8 protein-coding genes are annotated in these 20,355 nt (G+C 62.0%); all 8 read right to left on the bottom strand.

What is annotated here, in order from left to right:
- Window positions 1-16 precede the first annotated feature (16 nt).
- The 8 genes from AC6IY7_RS02565 to AC6IY7_RS02530 all read right to left on the bottom strand — a co-directional run bounded on the left by AC6IY7_RS02565 (window position 17) and on the right by AC6IY7_RS02530 (window position 20,283).
- The gene (locus tag AC6IY7_RS02565; protein ID WP_497781448.1) at window positions 17-3,409 is read right to left on the bottom strand and encodes a non-ribosomal peptide synthetase; all 3,393 of its coding nucleotides are present in this window, start codon (window positions 3,407-3,409) and stop codon (window positions 17-19) included.
- A 35-nt stretch (window positions 3,410-3,444) separates the two neighbouring features.
- On the bottom strand, window positions 3,445-12,075 hold the full coding sequence (locus AC6IY7_RS02560; RefSeq protein WP_497781447.1) for an amino acid adenylation domain-containing protein: 8,631 nt from the start codon (window positions 12,073-12,075) through the stop codon (window positions 3,445-3,447).
- A gap of 52 nt (window positions 12,076-12,127) precedes the next feature.
- Window positions 12,128-13,021, bottom strand: coding sequence for a cupin-like domain-containing protein (locus AC6IY7_RS02555; protein WP_497781446.1), 894 nt, complete (start codon window positions 13,019-13,021; stop codon window positions 12,128-12,130).
- A 245-nt stretch (window positions 13,022-13,266) separates the two neighbouring features.
- Window positions 13,267-13,491: an MbtH family protein gene (locus AC6IY7_RS02550; RefSeq protein ID WP_497781445.1), complete on the bottom strand. Its 225-nt coding sequence runs from the start codon at window positions 13,489-13,491 to the stop codon at window positions 13,267-13,269.
- 56 nt (window positions 13,492-13,547) lie between these two features.
- Window positions 13,548-15,068 (bottom strand): diaminobutyrate--2-oxoglutarate transaminase, encoded by a 1,521-nt coding sequence (locus tag AC6IY7_RS02545; protein ID WP_497781444.1) that lies wholly within the window; start codon window positions 15,066-15,068, stop codon window positions 13,548-13,550.
- 505 nt (window positions 15,069-15,573) lie between these two features.
- Window positions 15,574-16,068, bottom strand: a complete 495-nt coding sequence (locus AC6IY7_RS02540; protein WP_497781443.1) for an RNA polymerase sigma factor — start codon at window positions 16,066-16,068, stop codon at window positions 15,574-15,576.
- A 673-nt stretch (window positions 16,069-16,741) separates the two neighbouring features.
- Window positions 16,742-17,986, bottom strand: a complete 1,245-nt coding sequence (locus tag AC6IY7_RS02535; protein ID WP_497781442.1) for a PepSY-associated TM helix domain-containing protein — start codon at window positions 17,984-17,986, stop codon at window positions 16,742-16,744.
- Window positions 17,987-18,060: 74 nt separating this feature from the next.
- Window positions 18,061-20,283 carry a TonB-dependent siderophore receptor gene (locus AC6IY7_RS02530; RefSeq protein WP_497781441.1) on the bottom strand — a complete coding sequence of 741 codons (2,223 nt, stop codon included), beginning with the start codon at window positions 20,281-20,283 and terminating at the stop codon, window positions 18,061-18,063.
- Between the last annotated feature and the right edge of the window lie 72 nt (window positions 20,284-20,355).

Genomic DNA, 20,355 nt, shown 5'->3' with positions numbered 1-20,355 from the left:
GAGAGCGTAACGCGCCTCAACCGACATGCCGCCGTCCCCCGTCGTCAGCAAACAGCCTCGCCGTCGCGTCTGCATCGGACATCGGCTCGATCTCCTCAAGAAGCGCTTTCAGCTTCTCGTCGATGACATCCGCGCCCACCGCCCGCTCGATCTGTGCGGCGAACTCTGCGAGAGTGCCGCCTTCGAACAATGTCGTGATCGGGATATCCTTGCCGAACAGCTGCTGCACGCGTGCGACCACTTGAATGCCTGACAATGAGTTGCCGCCCCGATCGAAGAAATTGTCGTTTCGATCGATTTCCTCTGTCGAGAGAACTGTGCGCCAGATATCGGCGAGGAGAAATTCGATCGCGTTCGCGCAACCTTCGCTTTCGGCAATCGGGCGCGATATCGCGGACTCCGGCTCGACCAGCGCCGAGCGATCGACCTTTCCGTTCGGAAGCTGCGGCAGAGCGGTGAGCGCGACGATGGCGTCGGGCGTCATGAACGCGGGCAGATTTTGCGCGATATGCTGCCGAACCGCGTCTTCGGTCGCGCGAAGGTCGCCTTCGGCGGCGACGTAGGCGATCAGCCTTGCGTCGTCTCCTCCACGCGTGCGCACTACGACGACCGCATCCGACACCGACGGATGCGCGACGAGAACGTCCTCGATTTCCCCAGGATCGACGCGGTAGCCGCGAAGCTTGATCTGTTCGTCGAAACGTCCGAGAAATTCGAGCCGGCCGTCTCGCAGGCGCTTCACGCGATCGCCTGTCCGATAGAGGCGCTCGCCTGGCTCGCCGAAAGGGTCGGGCACGAATTTCTCCGCCGTCAGATCGGGACGGCCGCGATAGCCTCGCGTCACGCCTGAGCCGCCGATGTAGAGTTCGCCGACGACGCCGATGGGCGCGAGATCCCCGTCCAGCCCGACAACGAAGGCTCTCGCGCCCGGAATCGCGCGCCCGATGCTCACTGGCCTCATTTTGTCATCGCTTCTCTCGATCTCGTGAACCGTGCTCCAAACCGTGCACTCCGTCGGACCGTATTCATTGAACAGGGCGGTGTCCGGCAGCACCGTAAAATGGGCCTCCGCGATTTCACGCTTGCAGGCCTCGCCCGCGACGATGCAGCATCGAAGCGATGCGCCGCCTTTGGAGTTCGTCACCTTCAGCAGCGCGGAATAGAGCGAAGGGAGACAGAGGAGATGAGAGATGGACTCGTCTTCGATCAGACGCACGAGCGCGCTGGGATCACGCCGCGTCGCCTCCGAGGGGATTCGCAGACGCCCGCACTGGAACAAGGTCCAGAAAAGGCCGGCCAACGAGCTGTCGAATGAAGTCGACGACAACAGCAGGAAGCTTTCCACGGGGGCGGCATAGCGCCGAATGCGCGCTCTCGTGGATGCGACGGCGTTGCGATGGGTCGCCATCACGCCTTTCGCGCGTCCCGTGGAGCCCGACGTATATATGATGTAGGCGATATTGTCCGGCCTGACGCGCGAGACGACGGGAGTGGCCGGCATAGCGTCGAGAACCTCCGCCTCAAGCAGCACGATGGGCGTGGTCGCTGTCATGTCGCCGAGGTTCGCAGCGAGCTCTCTCGTTGTGATCACCGCGACGGCGTTCGCATCCGACAGAATGTAATCGATCCGGCCGGATGGATAGGCCGGATCGATTGGAAGAAAGGCCCCTCCTGCCCCGAGAACGCCGACGATCGCCGCCACCAGATCGACCGACGGCTCCAGAAGCACGGCCACCGGCGCATCCGGGCCGACTCCGAGGCGTTGGAGCCAATGCGCGATCTGATAGGCGCGGCGAGACAATTCGTCGAAGGACAATGAGGCGTCGTCCGCCGATACGGCCACTTCGTCGCCACGAGCGTTTTTGCCGATCCAATGATGGAGCAGCTCGGATTCCGCCTGCTCGAGCGGATCGCCTTCCGAAAGAGCGGAGATTCGCGATCTCTCGACAGAATCGAACAGTCGCAGCGCGCCGATGCGTCGCGCGGGCGCCGCCAATATGTCTCGAACGAGGAGGGTAAAATGCTCCGCCATACTTTCGATGCTCGCTTCATCGAAGAGATCCGCGTTGTATTCGAATCGCAGCCGCAGACCCGGCGCCTCGTTGAACACATGCAGCACGAGATCGAACGCCGCCGAATCCGTGCTCATCTCGTCGACTTCGATCGTGAGATCCGCAAGCGACAGTCGTTCAATCGGAATATTGTGGTGAACGAAAGCCACCTGGAACAGCGGATTGTGGCTCAAGCCTCGCTTGTTCGCGAGCCTCTCGACGAGCGCCTCGAACGGCGCATCCTGATTCGCTTGAGCGCCGACCGCGGCTACATGCACGCGCTGGAGCAAGTCCTCGAATGTCGGATCATCGTCGACGGTTGTGCGCAGCACCAGAGCATTTGCAAAAAAACCGACCAGCCGCTCCAACTCGGGATGCGTGCGATATGCGATAGTGGTTCCGACGGCGAGGTCGGTTTGGCCGCTGTAATGATAGAGCAGGGTTTTGAACGCGGAGAGCAAAACGACGAATAGCGTCGTGTTCGCCCTTCGAGCGAGCTCCGTCAAGCCGGCGAGCGCCTCTCGCGAAAGCGTCCATGAATGCCGTGCGCCGCGATTGGCTTGCTTTGCGGCGCGGGGCCGGTCAGTCGGCAGAGCGAGCAAATCCGGCAGGCCGGCAAGCCTCTTCGTCCAATAGTCCAACTGCTTCGCGCCGACTTCGCTCGTCATCAGCCGGCGATGCCAATACGCGAAGTCGCCATATTGCGCGGACAATGGCGTGAGCGGACGAGATATGTCGGTGGTCGCCGTTTCGTAGAGCTGCGCAATTTCCTTTACGAGAAGCCCGCTCGACCATCCGTCCCAGATGATGTGATGAATGGTCAGAAGAAGGACGTGGCGATCGGGAGCCAAGAGCAGCAGCGTCGCTCGCATCAGAGGTGGCGCATCGAGATCGAAAGGCTTGCGCGCTTCGATGTAGGAGAGCTCGTGAGATCTCGCCTGTTGCTCCGCTTCGTCGAGATGTCGCAGGTCGATCCGGTCTATGGGGAAATCGACAGCCGTCGAATAGAACAGCCGAGGAACGCCGCCGTCATTCGCAAAGCCCGAGCGCAGCACCTCGTGGCGACGAAGGATCTCGCTCAGGCTTCTCGACAGGGCTGCGTGGTCCAGATAGCCGCCGATGCGCGCCATCAATGCGATGTTGAACAATGCCGGATTGGGCGACACCTGGCACTGAAACCAGATCCGCTCCTGCCCATAGGACAGCGGATTCTCCCCCTCCGGGCGGGGTCCTATCTCTGCGCCGGAAAGCTGTGGTGCCGAGCGTCCACGCAAGCGGAGCTCGAGCAGACGCCGCTTCTCCGGCGAGAGGTCCGCCTTCTTGTCCTGTCGTTCTCGGCTGGTCTCGATAATGTCCATCGGCGGTCACTCTCCTTTCGAGAACGGTCTCGGCGTCAGGCGCGGGCCGGCGCCAGTTCTTCCGCTCGGAAGGACGCCTCCGTGTCGCTCAACGCTTCGATGTCTGCGAGGACCATATCCTCCACGCGTTCCGCGAGCGCGGCGATGGTCGCTGCGTCGAATAGGACGGGCAGCGGCATCTCGATCGCGAAGGCGCCGCGAATGCGAGATCGCAATTGGATCGCGAGAAGCGAATGTCCTCCGAGCTCGAAGAAATTGTCTTCGACGCCGACCTGCGCCACGCCGAGAACATCCGACCAGATCGCGACGAGAGTGTTCTCGGTCGCGGTGCGCGGCGCCACATAGGCGCGCGACAGATGCGCTGAGGCGTCGACGTCGGGAAGTCTCTTGCGGTCGACCTTGCCGTTGGAAGTGAGCGGAAGCTTCTCCATGAAGACAAATGCGCTCGGGACCATGAACTCCGGCAGTGTCTGCAGCAGATGCGCGCGAAGCTCGTCTGTTTCGAGCCGCGGCGTGACCACATAGGCCGCCAGGCCGAACACGTTCTTCGAGACCTCCCGAGCGATCACGCAGGCCTCCTCCACGAGCGGGTGGGCGACTAGGCAAGCTTCTATTTCGCCCGGCTCAATTCGATGGCCGCGAATCTTGACCTGATGGTCGACACGTCCGAGGAACTCGATGACACCGTCGGAGCGGCGACGACCGAGGTCGCCCGTGCGGTAGAGAACCGACCCTGAGGGACCGAAGGGATCGGGAACGAAGGATTGCGCGGTCAACTCCGGGCGATTGATATACCCCCGGCCGACCTGGATTCCGGCGACGCAGATTTCGCCTGCTACGCCGACAGGCGTCAGCTCGAGCTGCCGATCCACGACATAGAGCCGCGTGTTGTCGACGGGACGCCCGATCGGAACACTCAGGTCGTCGCCTTCCGGCGGCTTCTCGATGGGATAGTAGGAGACGTCGTCCGAGCATTCCGCCGGTCCATATGCGTTCAGCAGGCGGACGCTCGGGAAACGCGCCATGAAGCGCCGACATAGTTCCGGCGTGAAGGCCTCGCCGCAAGGCAGCAGCCATCGAAGCCCGGTCAATCGTTCATCGTCTTCCGCCGCATCGAGCAGCGCCTTGATCATCGACGGCACCGCCTCGAGAATCGTTACCTGTCGCCGGTCGATCTCCTCAAGCATCCGCTGCGGATCGCGAGAAATGTCGTCTGGAAAGACTTCGACCCTCGCGCCGATGGCGATCGCGGTGAGAAATTGCCAAACGGAAATGTCGAAGCATTGCGACGCGGTCTGCGCAATGACGTCGTCGGCCGTCAAATCGAGCACGCGTTTCTTGGTGATGAGATTGTTGAACATGCCTCGATGCTCGACCATCACGCCTTTCGGCTTACCGGTGGAGCCGGATGTAAAGATGACAAAAGCCAGGTTGCGTGGTCTGTGTCGCGGCGATGGATTGCTCGCTGCGTCGTCGCCGTCGCTTCGCGCGTCCGGCTCGATCAGGCGCGGACGCGCGCCTTCATCCAACGCGGCGCAGAGAGCGGCTGCGCGGGAGCGTTGATCCGCTCCGGCGACGAGCCATGCCACTTCGGCCTCCTCGAGCACCTGAAGTATGCGCCTGTCGGGATAGGTAGGATCAATGGGCAGATAGCCAGCGCCCGCTTTGAACACGCCGAGGATCATCGCGAGAAAGTCGAGCCCTCGCGCGTCCCACAATGCGACGAGATCGTCCTGCGCGACGCCTGCTTCGATCAACGCGCGCGCGATGCGGTTCGCGCGTTCGTCGAGCGTGCGATAGGTGATGGTTTCACCCTTGCAGGCGGCCGCGACGGATTCGGGACGCGCTTCGGCCTGTGCTTCGAACCGTTGCACGAGATCGAGCGGACCGTCGTAATCGTAATCCGTCTCGTTCCATTCCACTGCGATGCGACGTCGCTCGTCTTTGGTTAGGAGCTGCACGTCTGCGACGAGACGATCGCTCTTTGCGATCAGCTCTTCGAGCGCATGCTTGAAGTGCGCAGCCATGCGCTCGATCGTCGCGCTGTCAAACCGCTCTCGATCATAGGTCAGGCGGAGCGTGAGCGTTTCGCTCGGAATGGCGACGAACGTCAGCGGATAATTCGTATGGACGCGCAGCTGCAGCAGATCGATGTCGAGAATGCTCTTGTCGCCCCGCAAGCTGGGGTCGATAGGCGCATTCTCGAAAGTGAGGAGGTGCTGGAAGAGGAGCGCGTTTGCGCGTGGAATAGCGCTCCAGCTCTGAATCATCGATTGCGATACGAATTCATGTTGACGCATTTCCAGATTGTCGGACATCACGTCGCGCAGCCAGTCGACGACGGGCTGATCGGGTCTGATGCGCACACGCAGCGGCAACCCATTGATGAACAGGCCCAACGCCGATTCCGCGCCGGGAAGGTCGGTCGGACGGCCCGCGACCGTGACGCCGAAAACGACCTCGTCGATGCCGGCGTATCGGCCGAGCAGCAGCGCGAGCGCGCCCTGCACATAAGTGTTGACGGTCAGGCGATGCCGGCGAGCGAGCGCCTCGAGCTTTCGCCAATCATCCGTCGACAAGGTCAAGATCACGTCGTCGACATCAACAGCGGCGTCGGCGGAATTGTCCGCGATCTCGGCGCCCACGAGCGGGGTCGGCTCCGAGAAGCCGTCGAGGTAGCGCCGCCAAAAGCTCTCGGCGGCCGTCATGTCCTTGGTGCGCAGCCACGCGATATAGTCCCTGAATTGCCCAGCCGGCTCGAATTCGACGGATTCTTCCGCCAATCCGGCAGCGTAATGCTTGCGAACGTCGAGCAATAGCGGGGAGGTGCACCAGTCGTCCATGATGATGTGATGAAAGCTCCGCACGCAGATGTGGCGATCGTCGGCGACTCGAACGAGTCGAATGCGCATCAATGGCGCTCGAGAGAGATCGAACCCTCGCTCGCGCTCTGCGTCAAGGAGAGCGTCGATGTGCGTCGACTGCTCGATAGACGACAAATGTCGCAGGTTGAGCAGATCGATAGGCAATGAAGCGCGACGATGAACCACTTGATGAGCGCGGCCCTGCACGTCCCACTCGAAGGATGTGCGCAAGTTGGCGTGACGACCGACGACGTCGCGCCATGCGGACGAAAAGGCGGCGACGTCGAGCGGTCCCTTGATTTCGTAACGCTCCTGCATGTGGTAAAGGCCGGATCCCGTCTGGGACAGGGCATGAAACAGCATGCCTTCCTGCATCGGCGTGAGCGGATAGACGTCCTCGACGTCGGCATGCCGACGCAAGACGCGTTCGAGATCCTCGGCGTCCAGTTGCGCTAGAGCGAAGGGCGCCGCGAATTCCGCGACAGCGCGCGCGACGTCCGATAGCGACGACGCGTCCTCGGGCGCCGTCAATGCCGGCGCCAGCCGCCCCGCGGTCGGATGCTGGAACAATTGGCGCGGCGTCAGTTCATGACCGGCTTGCCGGAGCCGGCTCGTGACCTGTATCGCGCGAATCGAGTCGCCGCCGAGTGCGAAAAAATCATCGTCGACTCCGACGCGCTCGAGGCCGAGCACCTCGGCGAAAATGTTGCATAGTGTCGCTTCCGTCGGCGTGCGGGGCGCGACATAGACGCCGCGCGCGATCGTCGCAAGGTCGGGCTCGGGCAACGCCTTGCGGTCGAGCTTGCCGCTCGACGTGAGCGGCATCGCCTCGAGCCGCACGAACAGTGGGGGGATCATGTAGTCCGGCAATTCCCGCCCCAGCGCGGCCTTCAGGGCGGAGAAATCCATTTGCTCTTCGCCTATCACATAAGCGACGAGCCGCTTGTCGCCGAATGCGTCCGCCCGCGCCGCCACTGCGGCGTCGCGAACCTCGGGCAGGCGCCGCAGCGCCGCCTCGATCTCGCCGAGCTCGATGCGGAAGCCCCGGATCTTCACCTGATGATCGAGCCGCCCGAGGAACTCGATGTTCCCGTCCGCCCGGAAGCGCGCCAGATCCCCGGTGCGATACATTCGCTCGCCGGACGCGTCGAATGGGTTCGGAACGAAACGCTCCGCGGTCAGCTCGGGGTGGCCGAAATAGCCGCGCGCGAGGCCCACGCCGGCGACGCAGAGTTCCCCGGCGACGCCGACCGGAACAGGCTCCGCACTCGCGTCGAGAACATAGAGCTGGATATTTGCGATCGGACGGCCGATCGGCACGCTCTGCGAGCCGTCGTCGCGTAGGCATTCGTATGCGCTGACATCGATCGACGCCTCGGTCGGGCCATAGAAATTATGAAGCTCCGCTCGCGACGCGGCATGAAAGCGTCGAACGGCGGCCGCGTGCAGCTCCTCGCCGCTGCAGAACGTCCGCCGCAGCGACGGCAACGCCGAGAGATTCGCGACGCTCATGAACGCCTGCAGCATCGACGGCACGAAATGCAGCGTAGTGACGCGGCGCCGCTCTATCAGTTCGGCGAGCCGCGCCGGCTCGCGATGGTCGTTCGGCGCCGCGAACACGAGGCGGGCTCCCGCCTGCAGCGGCCAGAAGAACTCCCACACCGAGACGTCGAATCCGAATGGGGTCTTTTGCAAGAGCGTGTCGTCGGCCTCGAGCCCGTAGCGCTTCTGCATCCAGTCGATGCGGTTGACCACGCCGCAGTGGGGCACGGCGACGCCTTTGGGCTTTCCGGTGGAGCCTGAGGTGTAGATGACATAGGCGAGGTTCTGCGGCGCGGCGCGGCGGCCGAGCGGCGCGGTGCTCTCGCGAGCGAGCGCCTCACGCTCCGCGTCGAGAAGCAGCACGGGCGTTCCAGAGGGGAGCCGGTCCGCGAAACGCTCCTGCGCCAGCACGAGCCGCGGCGACGCGTCGGCGATCATATAGGCGAGGCGCTCGTCCGGATAATCGGGGTCGAGCGGCAGATAGGCTGCGCCGGCCTTCAGCACGCCGAGCAGACCCACCACCATGTCGAGTGAGCGCTCGACGCACAGGGCGACGATCGTCTCCGGCCCGACGCCGAGCCGGACGAGGCGCCGCGCCAGCCGATTGGCGCGCGCCTCCAGCTCGCCATAGGACAATTCTTCGTCCCCGAACACTGCCGCCGTCGCTTCCGGCCGCCGCCGGGCCTGCGCCTCGAACAGCTCGTGGATGCAAGCCTCGCGCGGAAAATCCGACGCCGTATCGTTCCACTCCGCCACCAGCCGATGACGCTCGGCGGCTTCCAAGAAAGGGAGGTGGCCAACACGCGTCCGCGGATTTTCGAGAACTCCCTCGAGAAGCAGGCGATAGCGCCGCGCCAAGCCTTCGACGCTGGCTGCCGCGAACAGCTGCGTCTTGTACTGGAATGAGAGGACCAATTCTTCGCCGACCTCGGCCGCCATCACTTTGAGGTCGAACATCTCGACGCGCTCGACGAGGCTCGAGGATCTCGCCGATCGGCCGCAGAACGAGAATGGCGCGCCGTCCTCGCCGAGCGCGAGCGCGGCGTAATCCGCCGGCGCGCTCGATTGCGCCTGCTGCAGCACGAACCATGTCTGGTAGATTGGCCACTCGTCTTCACGACGCTCGGGGCGCAATCGCTCGACGATGAGCGGAAACGGGAATCTCTGATGTTCGAGCGCGCCCTTGACCTTCGCCTGTGTCCGGCGCAGCAGATCGTCGAAATTGTTCTCGATTCGAGCATGCACCCGCAAGGCGACCGGATTGACGCAGTTTGCGACGAGGTCGACGGTCTCCGCCGCCATTCGCCCGCTCGTCGGCGCGCCGACGACGAGATCGGATTGTCCAGTCACGCGATGAAGAAGGGCGAAATAGGCGGCGAGCAGAAGCGAAAAGAGACTGACGCCTTCGCTCTCGGCCAGGCCTTTCAGCCGGCGTGTCGTCTCGGCGTCGAGCCGCAGAGGCGCCGATCTTCCTCTATAGTCGGGAACGGAAGGCCTAGGAAAATCGGTAGGCAATTCGAGCGCCGGCGTTTCGGCTCCAAGCTCTTCGCTCCAATAAGTCCAATCCCGCTCCGCGACGGGGGAGGCGAGATAATCGATCTCGCGGCGAATGAAATCGCCATGGTCGCCGCTCGCAGGCGGCGTGACACCGCTGCGCGCCTCGGGCGAGAGATAGTCGGCGTCGAGCTGGGAGATGAGAAGCAGCAGCGACCAAAGATCGACTGCGATGTGGTGCGCGACGAAAAGAAGGATTGGACCGCGCTCGCTTCTACTATAGACAGCGACGCGAAACGGAGCCTGCATTTCGAGATCAAACGGGCGCCGCGCGTCCCGAGACAGCGCGTCGTTCAACTGCGCCGCTGTCCAGCTCGTCGCGTCCACCTCACAAAACCATCTGTCCAATGCGTCTGCCGGAAGCGTTTCCTGCCCGACGCCGTCGGGGCCGGAGCGATAGCGAGTCCGAAGCAAAGCGTGTCGCTCGATCAGTTGCGCCAGCGCGCGCCGAAAGCGTTCGGTGTCGAGGTTTTCGTCTAAATCGAGGGCGAGATGCAAATTATAGGCGCTGCTCGACGTGTCGAGCTGATGCACCGTCCACATTGCCCTCTGGCTATGCGACAAAGCATGCGGATCCAGGGCGCCTCGAGCCTCGCGCACGGACGAAGCCTCATCGGACGTGGCCCGAGCGATGGCGACGGCGGCCTCCGCAAAGCTCATCTCCGACAGAAGAACGCTGATCGGCGTTTCCGCTCCGAGCACGGAATCTAGTGCGTGCTTCACTTCGATAGCGCGCAAGGAGGAGAGCCCGCTGCGAGAGAGCAGCGTCGCGGGGCTGAAATCACTTTCCGGCGCCTTCAACGCGCGCGCGACGGCGGAGATCAGAAAACGGGTGAGAAGAGCCGTCTTTTGTGAGAGATCGAGATAGGAGAGCGCCTCACGCAACAAGGGATCGAACTGCTTAGGAACGGGCCGCGACGATGCATCCGAGGTAGAGCGTTCAACGGCAGACGCGCACACGAGCGTCCGCAGCGCTCCCGAAGCATAGTTTCTCCGGCACTCCATCCGCCGAAGCTTTCCACTCGACGTTTTCGGGATGGAGCCCGGCTCCACAAGCACGATCTCCCACGGCTCGACATCCGCCTCATTGGCGACGCAAGCGCGAATTTTGTGAATCAACGCTTGGCCGTCGCCTTTTTCCAATGCCACGAGGAGAGAGCGATCCGGCTCCGTGACGATGACGAGATCCTCTCGATCCTCGACGGTCACTGAAAAGGCGGCGGTGCAACCACGCCGCAAACCGGGGATCTGCTCCTCGATCGCACTCTCGATGTCCTGCGGATAGACGTTTCGGCCGGCGATGATGATCAGATCCTTGAGTCGGCCGGTGACGAACGCCTCGCTATTCTGGATGAACCCGAGGTCGCCGGTGCGCAGATAGGCGCGGCCGTCCTCGTCTCCTGCGATCGTCGCCTGAAAGACGCGCGCGCTGTCCTCCGGCCTGTTCCAATAGCCGCGCGCGACACCAGGCCCGGCAACCCAGATCTCGCCGATTTCATTGGGAGCGCATGGCATCCTGGACGAAGGGTCGATGATGCGCACGTCATATCCGGGCCATGCATGCCCGCAACCGACAATGCTCGCAGACTTCTTACCCTGCGGCAACGCGACTCGTCCCGCCTCCAGCGCCTGCCGATCGACATCCTTCACCGAAAGCGGTCGACCTCGCGTCGGCGCGGTCGCCACCAATGTGGCTTCCGCCAGGCCGTAGCAAGGCAGGTAGCTGTCTCGCCGAAAGCCGCAGTCCGCGAATGCTCGGGCGAAACGATCCAGAGTAGATGCGCGCACCGGCTCCGCGCCGCTGAAGGCGACGCGCCAGCTACTCAAATCGAGATGACGCTTGTCCTCGTCCTTGATCTTCCGCACGCAGAGATCGAAGCCGAAGTTCGGCCCGCCGCTGGTATGCGCCCGATAGGTCGAGATTGCGTTAAGCCAACGCAGCGGCCTTTCCAAGAAGGCCATCGGCGACATCAGATACGCGGTCGCGCCGACATAGAGTGGTTGAAGCACGTTCCCGATCAGTCCCATGTCGTGATACAGGGGAAGCCATCCGACGAGATCGGAATTCTCGTCATGCATAAAGCTTTCACGGATGAGCGCCTGATTGCTGAGCAGATTGGCGTGAGTGACCATGACGCCGCGAGGATCGCCGGTCGATCCAGATGTATATTGTAGAAACGCGATCTGATCCGGCTCGGGCGCGTAGGCATGCCAGGAGTCGGCATCCTCCGACGCGATCTGGTCCGTCGCGACCCATCGACAGGGAATACGCAGCAATTCGTTGCTTGCCTCTCTTTCGAAGCGCTCACGCAAGGAATGCGTCGTCATGACCACGGCGGGCGATGCATCTCCGAATATCGATTGTAGCCTCTGTACATGGCGGCCGGACGGAGGATAGGCCGGCACGGCGATGACGCCGGCATAGAGGCAACCGAAGAAAGCCGCGATGTAATCGAGCCCGGGCGGATAGAGCAGCAGCGCGCGCTCACCGCTCAGTCCGAGCGTGCTCAAATGCGCCGCGATCGCCCGCGCTCTGCGATCGAGATCCGCATAGCTGAGACGCGCTCCTTCCCTCTCGCCGTGGTCGAGAAAAACATAAGCCGGCTTCGTGGCCTGCGCGGCCGCGCGCATGCGCAGAAGATCGACGAGATTCGGAGCGGCAAAGGGAAAGTCCGTCCGCTGGACGCCGGCGAGAGCGAGTGACATTATGCGTCGTTCCTTTTGTGTTTTTGTCCGATCATGCGCGCGGTGCGATCGGTCAGGACACATAGTTGAGATAGGATTTGTAGTAGGGCATGATTCGTTTCGACGGGACGCCGGTCCATATCGCGCAGGCAATTAGCGCATTGTAGTAAGCGGTCTTGAGCGGCATGCCGCGTGCGACCGCCAGTACCCCATTCACGGAGCTGCCCTTCGTGTGCCAATCGACATTGAAGGACAGCGCACAATCGAGGCTTCTGACATGATGCAGCGTCCCGGGCGGCATGTAGAGAAGGTCGCCAGGACCGACGATGACTTCGACTTTTCGCGCCTCGCGGTAGAGCGGAAAACGCTCGTAGTCTGGCGCTTCGACGTCGACCTTGCACCAGCGCCAATTATAGGGATAGCACCGCCAAAGCTCCTCTTGCGGCAAAAGCGTGAAGCGCTTTCTTCCCGAAATTTGAAAAAACAGATTGTGCGTCAGCAGGCAGTCGAAATGGAGCGGTGTGAAGCTGTTCGACGGGCCGAGAAACATCTGGGCGAATTTCGGCCAGTCGGCGCCGTACCATGATGGAAAGAAGTCTCGCGGAAAAGTCTCGAGCTCGGTGTCGGCGTAGCGAAATAGGCTGGTCAGTGGAATGTCGTGCAGGTAGGCGGGCTGTTCCATGTCGTCCCGTCCTCCTTCTCGATTCTTTTCATAAAGCTCGAGACTTTCCAGATACTCCGTCAAAGGCTGGTGGAACACATGAATTCCCAGGTCCGTCCACTTCTTGAGCGGAACATTCGAACAGCCGGCAAGGTTGCGCAGATAATTGAATGTCCAACCCGAGTAGGCCGCGCATTCCTTCAAAGCGCCCCTCACGATGACTGGCCTTGCGCGGCGCACGTAGGACTCGGCGAAATCGTGCGCCGCCAGACGGTCCAGCTCGTCGACACTGTATACTTTCGACATTCGAGCCTCGAACTCTCGATCCGCCCCGCACGGAGATTCGCGTGCCGCACGAAAACATATCGTCCCGACCTGGATCACTGCGAGCGATCGATCCGTCGCCACTCGCCCGAAAACTGGCGTTGACAAGCCGAGATTTCGATGCGGCGGGCAGCTTCCGCCGTTCGCATCCGAACATCGTTTGCAACATCGCGGGGAGCCGACGTCTGGTATGTTCTTTCCGGAAAGGCCATGCCGGCTTCTAGGCCTCAAGAAGCGGCCGACTCTTCCTCCGCGACCTGTCGGCGCAGACTCAATGGGCGCATGTCCGTCCAGACTTCTTTGATATGAGCGAGGCACTCGGCCTTCGTCCCGGTCTTTCCGACGGCTCGCCAGCCCCCAGGAATATCCTTGTATTCTAGCCAAATCGAGTATTGCTCTTCATGATTGACGACCACTTTGTAGATCGTTTGATCTTCGTCGGTCCAAGCCATGGTTGTCCCTCAACTGTGTTTGCGTTTTTCGAATTCCGCTTCCGGTAGACAGAGCGCTACTCGCATGCGGACATGGCTGGTGCGCGCTCCGCGGCTTTCACCGCCGCGTGAAGCCTGTCGAGAATGGTGTCGATCACGCCGGCGCTCACGATGAGCGGCGGGAGGAGTCGCACGACGCAGCCGAATCGTCCGCCCAACTCCAGGATCAAGCCTCGGCGCAAACACTCATGCTGGATGCGTCGCGCCAAGTTGGAAGCAGAAGCCCGCGAATATCCGCCGGGCTCGTCTCTGTCGACGATTTCGACGCCAGCCATGAGCCCGCGCCCACGCACATGGCCGATGCAACGCACGTCCACGGCAATTGCCTCGAGCCCTTTGCGCAAGCGTTGGCCCATCTCCGCCGCATGGGCATCGAGCCTCTCGCTCACGACATGGCGGATAGTCGCCGCGCCGGCAGCAAAGGCCAGCTGATTGCCGCGAAATGTGCCTGCGTGCGCGCCGGGTTCCCATCTGTCCAGATCGCGTCGATAAATGACAACTGACAGCGGAAGCCCGCCGCCGATCGCCTTCGACAGGACGAGCACGTCGGGCGTCACGCCGGCATGCTCGAAGGCGTAGAGCTGCCCGGTGCGCCCGAGCCCGGTCTGCACCTCGTCGATAATTAGAGGAACATTGCGCCGTTTGGTGATGTCACGAATCTGCCGCAGCCAATCATCGGGGGCGGGATTGACGCCGCCTTCACCTTGAACGACCTCCAGGATCATGCCCGCGGGAAGGAGGACCCCGCTGTTGGGATCCTCGAGCAATGTTTCGATGTATCGCACTCCCATAGCGGCGCCCGCTTCGCCGCCGAGGCCGAAAGGGCACCGATAATCGGAAGGAAAGGGCAGAAACTGAACCTCGCCTCCCAGCCCTCCGATGGCTTGGCGGGGAGTCGGCTCGCCGGTCACGCCGAGCGTCGCGTGCGTCATGCCGTGATAGGCGCCGTGAAACGAGACAATCCCTCGACGTCCTGTCGCTGTCTTGACCAGTTTCAGAGCGGCCTCGATCGCATCCGCCCCGGACGGCCCGCAAAACTGGATCTTGAAATCTCGCGAAAACTCGGCGGGAAGGCTGTCGAACAATTCGCGAGTGAAGCGATCTTTCAGAGGCGTCGGCAAATCCAGCGTCTGGAAAGGCACCTCTTCGCCGAGCGCAGAACGAATGGCTTCGACGACCACCGGATGGCTATGACCCAGCGCCAACGAGCCTGCGCCTGCGAGGCAATCGATATACTCGCGGCCTTCTGTATCCTGCACGATGACGCCACGGCCAAACCGCAAGGCCACCGGCAAGTGCCGCGGATAGGTCCTCGCATTCGATTCGATGTTCTCCTGCCGCGTCAGATATGGATTGCCGAAAGGCCCGTAGAAAGGATGAGGCGCGCGCTGATCGGCGATCACCTCCTCATCGTGCAGGATAGGTTCGATCGGGCTCACGGCGGCGAGCCCTACGACCAAACCGACTTCCGTATCGGACTGCGCGACGTACGAGACACCGATGTTGCTCGAATTTGATCGTATCGCCTTTGATGACATCTTGCGTGCTCCCCTGTCACAATTGGCGCGATAGCTGCGACCGGTTCTGGCTCTCGTGGAGTAATACGAATGAGGCTGTCGAAAGATGCCAATATTTTTTGCTGACGTTTTCGTCTGCCGCGGACATTGCGCCTCTGATCGGCTCGTCGAGCACGGGAGGTGCGGTCGGCTCCGAAACCGATAGGCAGGCGGCGCATGTCGTTGTCCGCTCGCTTCGTGCAGGTTGACGCGCAGCAGCTCGATGCGCGCTCCTTCCTGCGCGCATAGGCGTCGTCAAATGACGGCGAGGGTCTCCAAATCGCGGGCGAGCTGGCTCCGCGGCGCTTCGCGCTTCTTTCTTTTGTCCGGGATGCGCTTGCTCGCTCGAATAAACATTCGGCCGCGCTTCTGCGCAGCGTTTCCCTCGATCTGTCGACGAGGTGCGTTCGACATGGACGCAAGTCTCGTTTCGCCAGCGTCCATGTCGAGTCGGAACAGGCAGGTTCGAGAATGTTCGAAAATTCAATCAGAGCGCGGCGTGAAGACGCTCGACGGCCCTCGCCATGTTGCGATTGACCGTCCGCAACGATATGCCCAGACGCTCCGCGATTTCGGGATAGGTCATTCCATAGATTCGGCTGAGCAGAAACGTCTCGCGGCAGCAACGAGGGAGTCGTGCTAGACAGAGCTGCAAGGCGTATATCGTGGCGACATTCCCGGGAGCGGTGGCATATGCGCCTTCCTCGGAGCCGATACCGTCGAATTTGATATTGTCGACGAAATAGGCGAAACGGGTTTTCCGCTTCCGCATGCAGTCGATCGATACGCTCGAAGCGAGGCGAAAGAGGTAGGCCCGCGCTTGTGCCGGCTCAACATCGTTTTCGAGCTGGAGCAGCCGGAGATATGCGTCCTGGACGACATCTTCTGCATCTTCCCGTCCGACCCGGCGACGTGCGAAGCTGTTGATCGAGCGGTTGCAGGTTCGAAATAGGTCCTCGATCGTTTTTTCTGAGATGGACATTAGCGACTCCCTGGGCTGATTGGACGTTCTTCGCTCGTTCGGGAGGGCCCGCCAGCTGACGCTGGCGTAAATCCGATGCTCGACGGATTGCGCCCGAAGTCGCCGGAAATTTGCGAGAGGCCAACAGCTGGAAATGCGAAGGCAGTTGGATTGTCGAAAGTGATTTCTCTGGGATCGTGAGGCACGTCTCTCTCCCATCGCCGCGCAAGCGGGCGTGAAATTGACAACAATGCTGAGCGCCTCCGCCCGTCGAGGCGGAAGAGAAATAATCAGCAGCGAATATTCAAAATTAAGACCGCTTAGACTGGGGGAGCGCGCGTGCGATAAGCGCAGCAGCGCGTAGTTCTATGGGAGTTGATCCAATCTCGTTCGAGCCGCGTCGATACAGAAAGCTCGAATTTAGAAGCGTAAAAGGCGACGACGACAAACCAAAACCCATCGCATCCGAAATCGCAGGTAAAGCAATATTCGCACAGCGGGCACGGGATCTCGGGCGCGTGATGACTTGCTAGAAGGCCGTCGCGGATGCAGATTTGGGTGGACGAGCCATGATTGAACGGCGCGCCAAAAGCGTCCATATGTCCACTCGAGGGCGCGAGCAGTGGAAGAAAAGCGGCGAGGATGACGAGTAGACGACAAAGCACGCTGAAACGAGTCCTGTCTTGCCGACTGTCTATCTGTTTCGGAACATAGTCGCGGAGGCAGACTTACGAGCTGGAACGGTGAGGCGCGCTCGAAGCCGGCGGGCGCTTCGCTTCTTCCACCAGATATAGACGCCTGTCGCCGACAGCATGACGAGCGCGAGGCCGAGCGCGCAGACGAATAATCGATAGGGCGTCCCGAAGACGCGCGCCATGTGGAGCGCGTAGAGCCAGCTCTCGATCGTATTGCCCACATGCTCCCCGGTCGGCTGCGACAGGGCAATGAGCCTGCCATCGTCACCGTCGAAGATCACCGAGGTGCCGCCGCCTTTAGGCGAGCGCTCGAAGAGGTCGTGGCTGCCGCGCACCTCGTACATGTAGGCATTGGCGTCCTGCATATAGGAAAGCGCCAGCGCTCGGTCGAAGGTGAATCCGAGCTGTGCCGACTGCTCCGCCAGGATTCGCTCGCCGGTGGCCTGCGCTGCGCGCCAGTCGAGCTTGGGGATCCGATAATCGGCGCGTTTCGGCAGGCCGTCGTAGAATTCGACCACGGAGCGAAAATCGAACAGCGCCTTCATGATCGGTTCATATACATAGGGACGCAAATTCATCATCACGCTCGACCAGGCGAAGACGAAGAGCGTCACCCATAGCCAGAGTCCGCCTGCACGATGGAGATCGAAATTGAGGCGATAAGAGCCGGCGCGGAGCTTGACGAGCCAAGCGGGCTTCCAGCGCCTGAGAAAGGAATTCGTCGTCGGCGGAAACGTCAGGTAGAAGGCGATGAGACAATCGATCGTCCAGATCGTCGCAACAATGCCCAGCATCGATTGGCCAAGGTCGCCGAGCGCGAGCCGCCAATGGAGCTCATAGAGAAAAGGCATGAGATTCACGAGGCCTTCGGAGAGGTCGGCGCGACGGCGCCGTCCGAGCTCCACGCCGGTCCAGGGGTCGACGAAGAACTCGGTGAAGCCGAGCTCGAATGCTTCGTTCGTCTGCGGATCGTGTCGCGGCGCGAAGGTGACCGCGACACGATCCGGCTCCGCATAGGTCACTGAGAGGACTCGGCCCCGCGGAACGAGCGCCTCGGCTCGAACGGCGAGCGTCGCCAGATCGAGCGGGGCTCCGGCTCGCGGCGTCGCGAAGAGCTGCGGCGCACAGAGGCGCTCCAGCTCCGTGTTGAAGGCGAGCAGGCTGCCAGTAAGGCCGACGCTGACAAGGAACGCCGCCATTGCGAGCCCCGCCCAGCGATGCAGAAACACGAAGACGCCGCGCAAATTCCTCTCCTCTCGCCGAAAGGCTACGGCGGCCGGCGCTTTCGAGCCGACCGCCTTTGCTTTGTCGGGCGCGTTCAGAACTCCACGCGAATGGATGCGAGGAAGGTTCGCGGCGCGCCGGGCGCTATGCTGAGACGATTGTAGGAATGGAGATAATAGGTCGTGTCGAGGAGATTTTTCACATTGAGCTGGAGAGACGCCTTGTTCGCGACGGGCGTCAGATACGACGGAATCTGATAGAGAATCATCGTATCGACTCGCGCGTAGGCCGGCAGCTGGAAATCATTTTGATTGTCGCCCTGTCTTTCGCCGACCGCGAAGACGCCGGCGCCGAGGCTGAGGCCGGCGAAGTCCCCGACGGCGTCATATTTGAGCCAGAGGCTGCCGGCGTGTTTCGGCACGTTCTGAAGACGATTGCCGAGCTGGCCGCCCGTGAGCGGCGATCCATTGGCGTCGGCGATGATTCGTGCGTCGTCATAAGTGTAATTGCCGATCACGCTCCAATTGTCGTCGATGCGGCCCGACACGTCGAGCTCGACGCCGCTGCTTTCAACGAGGCCGACGGGTCGCGAGAACTGGGCGCCGGGGATCGATTGGACGACGCCGGATTTGGTGATGTCGTAATAGGCGAGCGTCGCGACGAGGCGCTTGTCGAAGAGCTCCGCCTTGACGCCCCCTTCCCATTGCAGGCCGCGCTCCGACGGGAAGGGAGGATTGCCGGGGACGGGGATGCCGTTGCTCGCGCCGAGGGAGCGCGTGTAATTGGCGTAGAAGGACAACCAGGGCTCCGGCTGGAGCACGAGGCCGACACGCGGGCTCCAGGCGTGATCGATGGCGTTCTGGAAACCGGCGCCGGTGTTCGGGTCATAGACGCCGCGCGCCTCAGGATACGAATTGGAGCTATATCCATAGCCATAGGACGCCCAGTCGTGGCGCCCGCCGAGTAGAAGATGCACACGGTCGTCCAAGAAGGAGATCATGTCCTGGCCATAGATTCCCTTCCAGGACTGGCGGAGGTCCCAGTAGAAATTGTTCGACGGCTTAGTGTAGCCCATCGTCGCATAGGCCGGCAGATAGGCGTTGAGCGCAGGCAGGGACGAGCCGTCGCAGCAAAAGCCGAAGTCGTGATTTTCGTCGTAGCGATAGTCGCCTCCGAGCAGGATTTGATGGTGGAACGGCCCCGTCTCGAACCGACCTTTCAAATCGAGATTGGAGTTGAGCAGGTTGCGATGAGCATTGACGTCCCAGAGGGACATTTGAACGTCGCCCGTGGAGGGGTCGAATGACGATATATCGGTGATCCGCTGCGCCCATTGCAGATCGGAATACATGAAGCGGTTGGTGAGACTCCAGTCCTGGTCGAAGTCGAAGGTCCAGTCATACGCGACGAGACCTCGTTCCATGCGGCTCGGATTGGCGCTTGTGACGGCAGGATTCTGCAGATAGCGGCTGACGGGGAGCGGCGCAGGCCGGGAGCCGATCGCGGGCAACGCGGTGTCGGCGTCGGCGACGAAGATCGTGTTCTGATATTCGACGTCGAGATTGAACCGCAATTGCTCGGTCGGGCGCCAGCTCAGGGTGGGCGCGACGAATGCGTCCTGGTTGGTCACGAAATTTCGAAACGAGTCGCTGCGGTTGAACGAAAGGTTCAGCCTGTAGAGCCAAGTCTTGTCGTCGGTCAGCGGGCCGGTGGCGTCGACGCTCGTACGCGTGAGGCCCCAGGAGCCGGCCTGCTGTTCCAAGGAGAAGTAGCGATAGTCGAGAGGGCGCTTGACGATCAGATTGACGGCGCCGCCCGGCTCGAGACGGCCGTAGAGCATGGCGGCCGGCCCTTTCAGCACTTCGATCGTCTGCAGATTCGATGTCTGCAGATGGGTGATGTTGGGCGTCGCGAGATTATTGCGGAAGATGCTCGAGCTGTCGAACCCGCGAATGGTGAAGCCGTCATACCAGGTGTTGCCGGCCGGCTGCACGCCGGAGACATTGCCCACGATGGAGTCCTGGACTGAGATGGCCTGTTGATCATCCAGAACTTGGCGCGGAACGACTTGCACCGAGATCGGGTTCTGCATGATCGCGATGCCGTCCTTGGTCGAGCTCGCCGGCCGATCCGCCCCGGAGGCGTAGCCTGTGAAGCGGTCGCCCGGCCCTTCGTCGCGCCGCGCCGGACCACGCTGTCTGGACGCGTCGGCCGCGATGTCGATCGTCGGGAGAGCCTCCTGCGCGAGGGCGGCGAAGCCGGAAAGGGTGACGGCAATAGCGGCGGGAACGCCCCGCAAAAGGGTCGTGTTTATCATATGCGGATTCTCCTGGCGCGACGCAGGTGGCCGCGCGAAAGCCATGGAAAGAGTGACGCGGCGCAGCGGCCG

The sequence above is a fragment of the Methylosinus sp. is20ea genome, from assembly GCF_059718135.1.
Note: the sequence above shows the minus strand (reverse complement) of the source record. Positions and strands in the feature narration are given on the sequence as shown.

Bases quoted from the DNA above. Each gene is read 5' to 3' on its own strand.
- AC6IY7_RS02550 (WP_497781445.1), bottom strand. From the start codon at position 13,491: ATGGCTTGGACCGACGAAGATCAAACGATCTACAAAGTGGTCGTCAAT.
- AC6IY7_RS02565 (WP_497781448.1), bottom strand. From the start codon at position 3,409: ATGGACATTATCGAGACCAGCCGAGAACGACAGGACAAGAAGGCGGAC.
- AC6IY7_RS02530 (WP_497781441.1), bottom strand. From the start codon at position 20,283: ATGATAAACACGACCCTTTTGCGGGGCGTTCCCGCCGCTATTGCCGTC.
- AC6IY7_RS02555 (WP_497781446.1), bottom strand. From the start codon at position 13,021: ATGTCGAAAGTATACAGTGTCGACGAGCTGGACCGTCTGGCGGCGCAC.
- AC6IY7_RS02545 (WP_497781444.1), bottom strand. From the start codon at position 15,068: ATGTCATCAAAGGCGATACGATCAAATTCGAGCAACATCGGTGTCTCG.
- AC6IY7_RS02560 (WP_497781447.1), bottom strand. From the start codon at position 12,075: ATGTCACTCGCTCTCGCCGGCGTCCAGCGGACGGACTTTCCCTTTGCC.
- AC6IY7_RS02540 (WP_497781443.1), bottom strand. From the start codon at position 16,068: ATGTCCATCTCAGAAAAAACGATCGAGGACCTATTTCGAACCTGCAAC.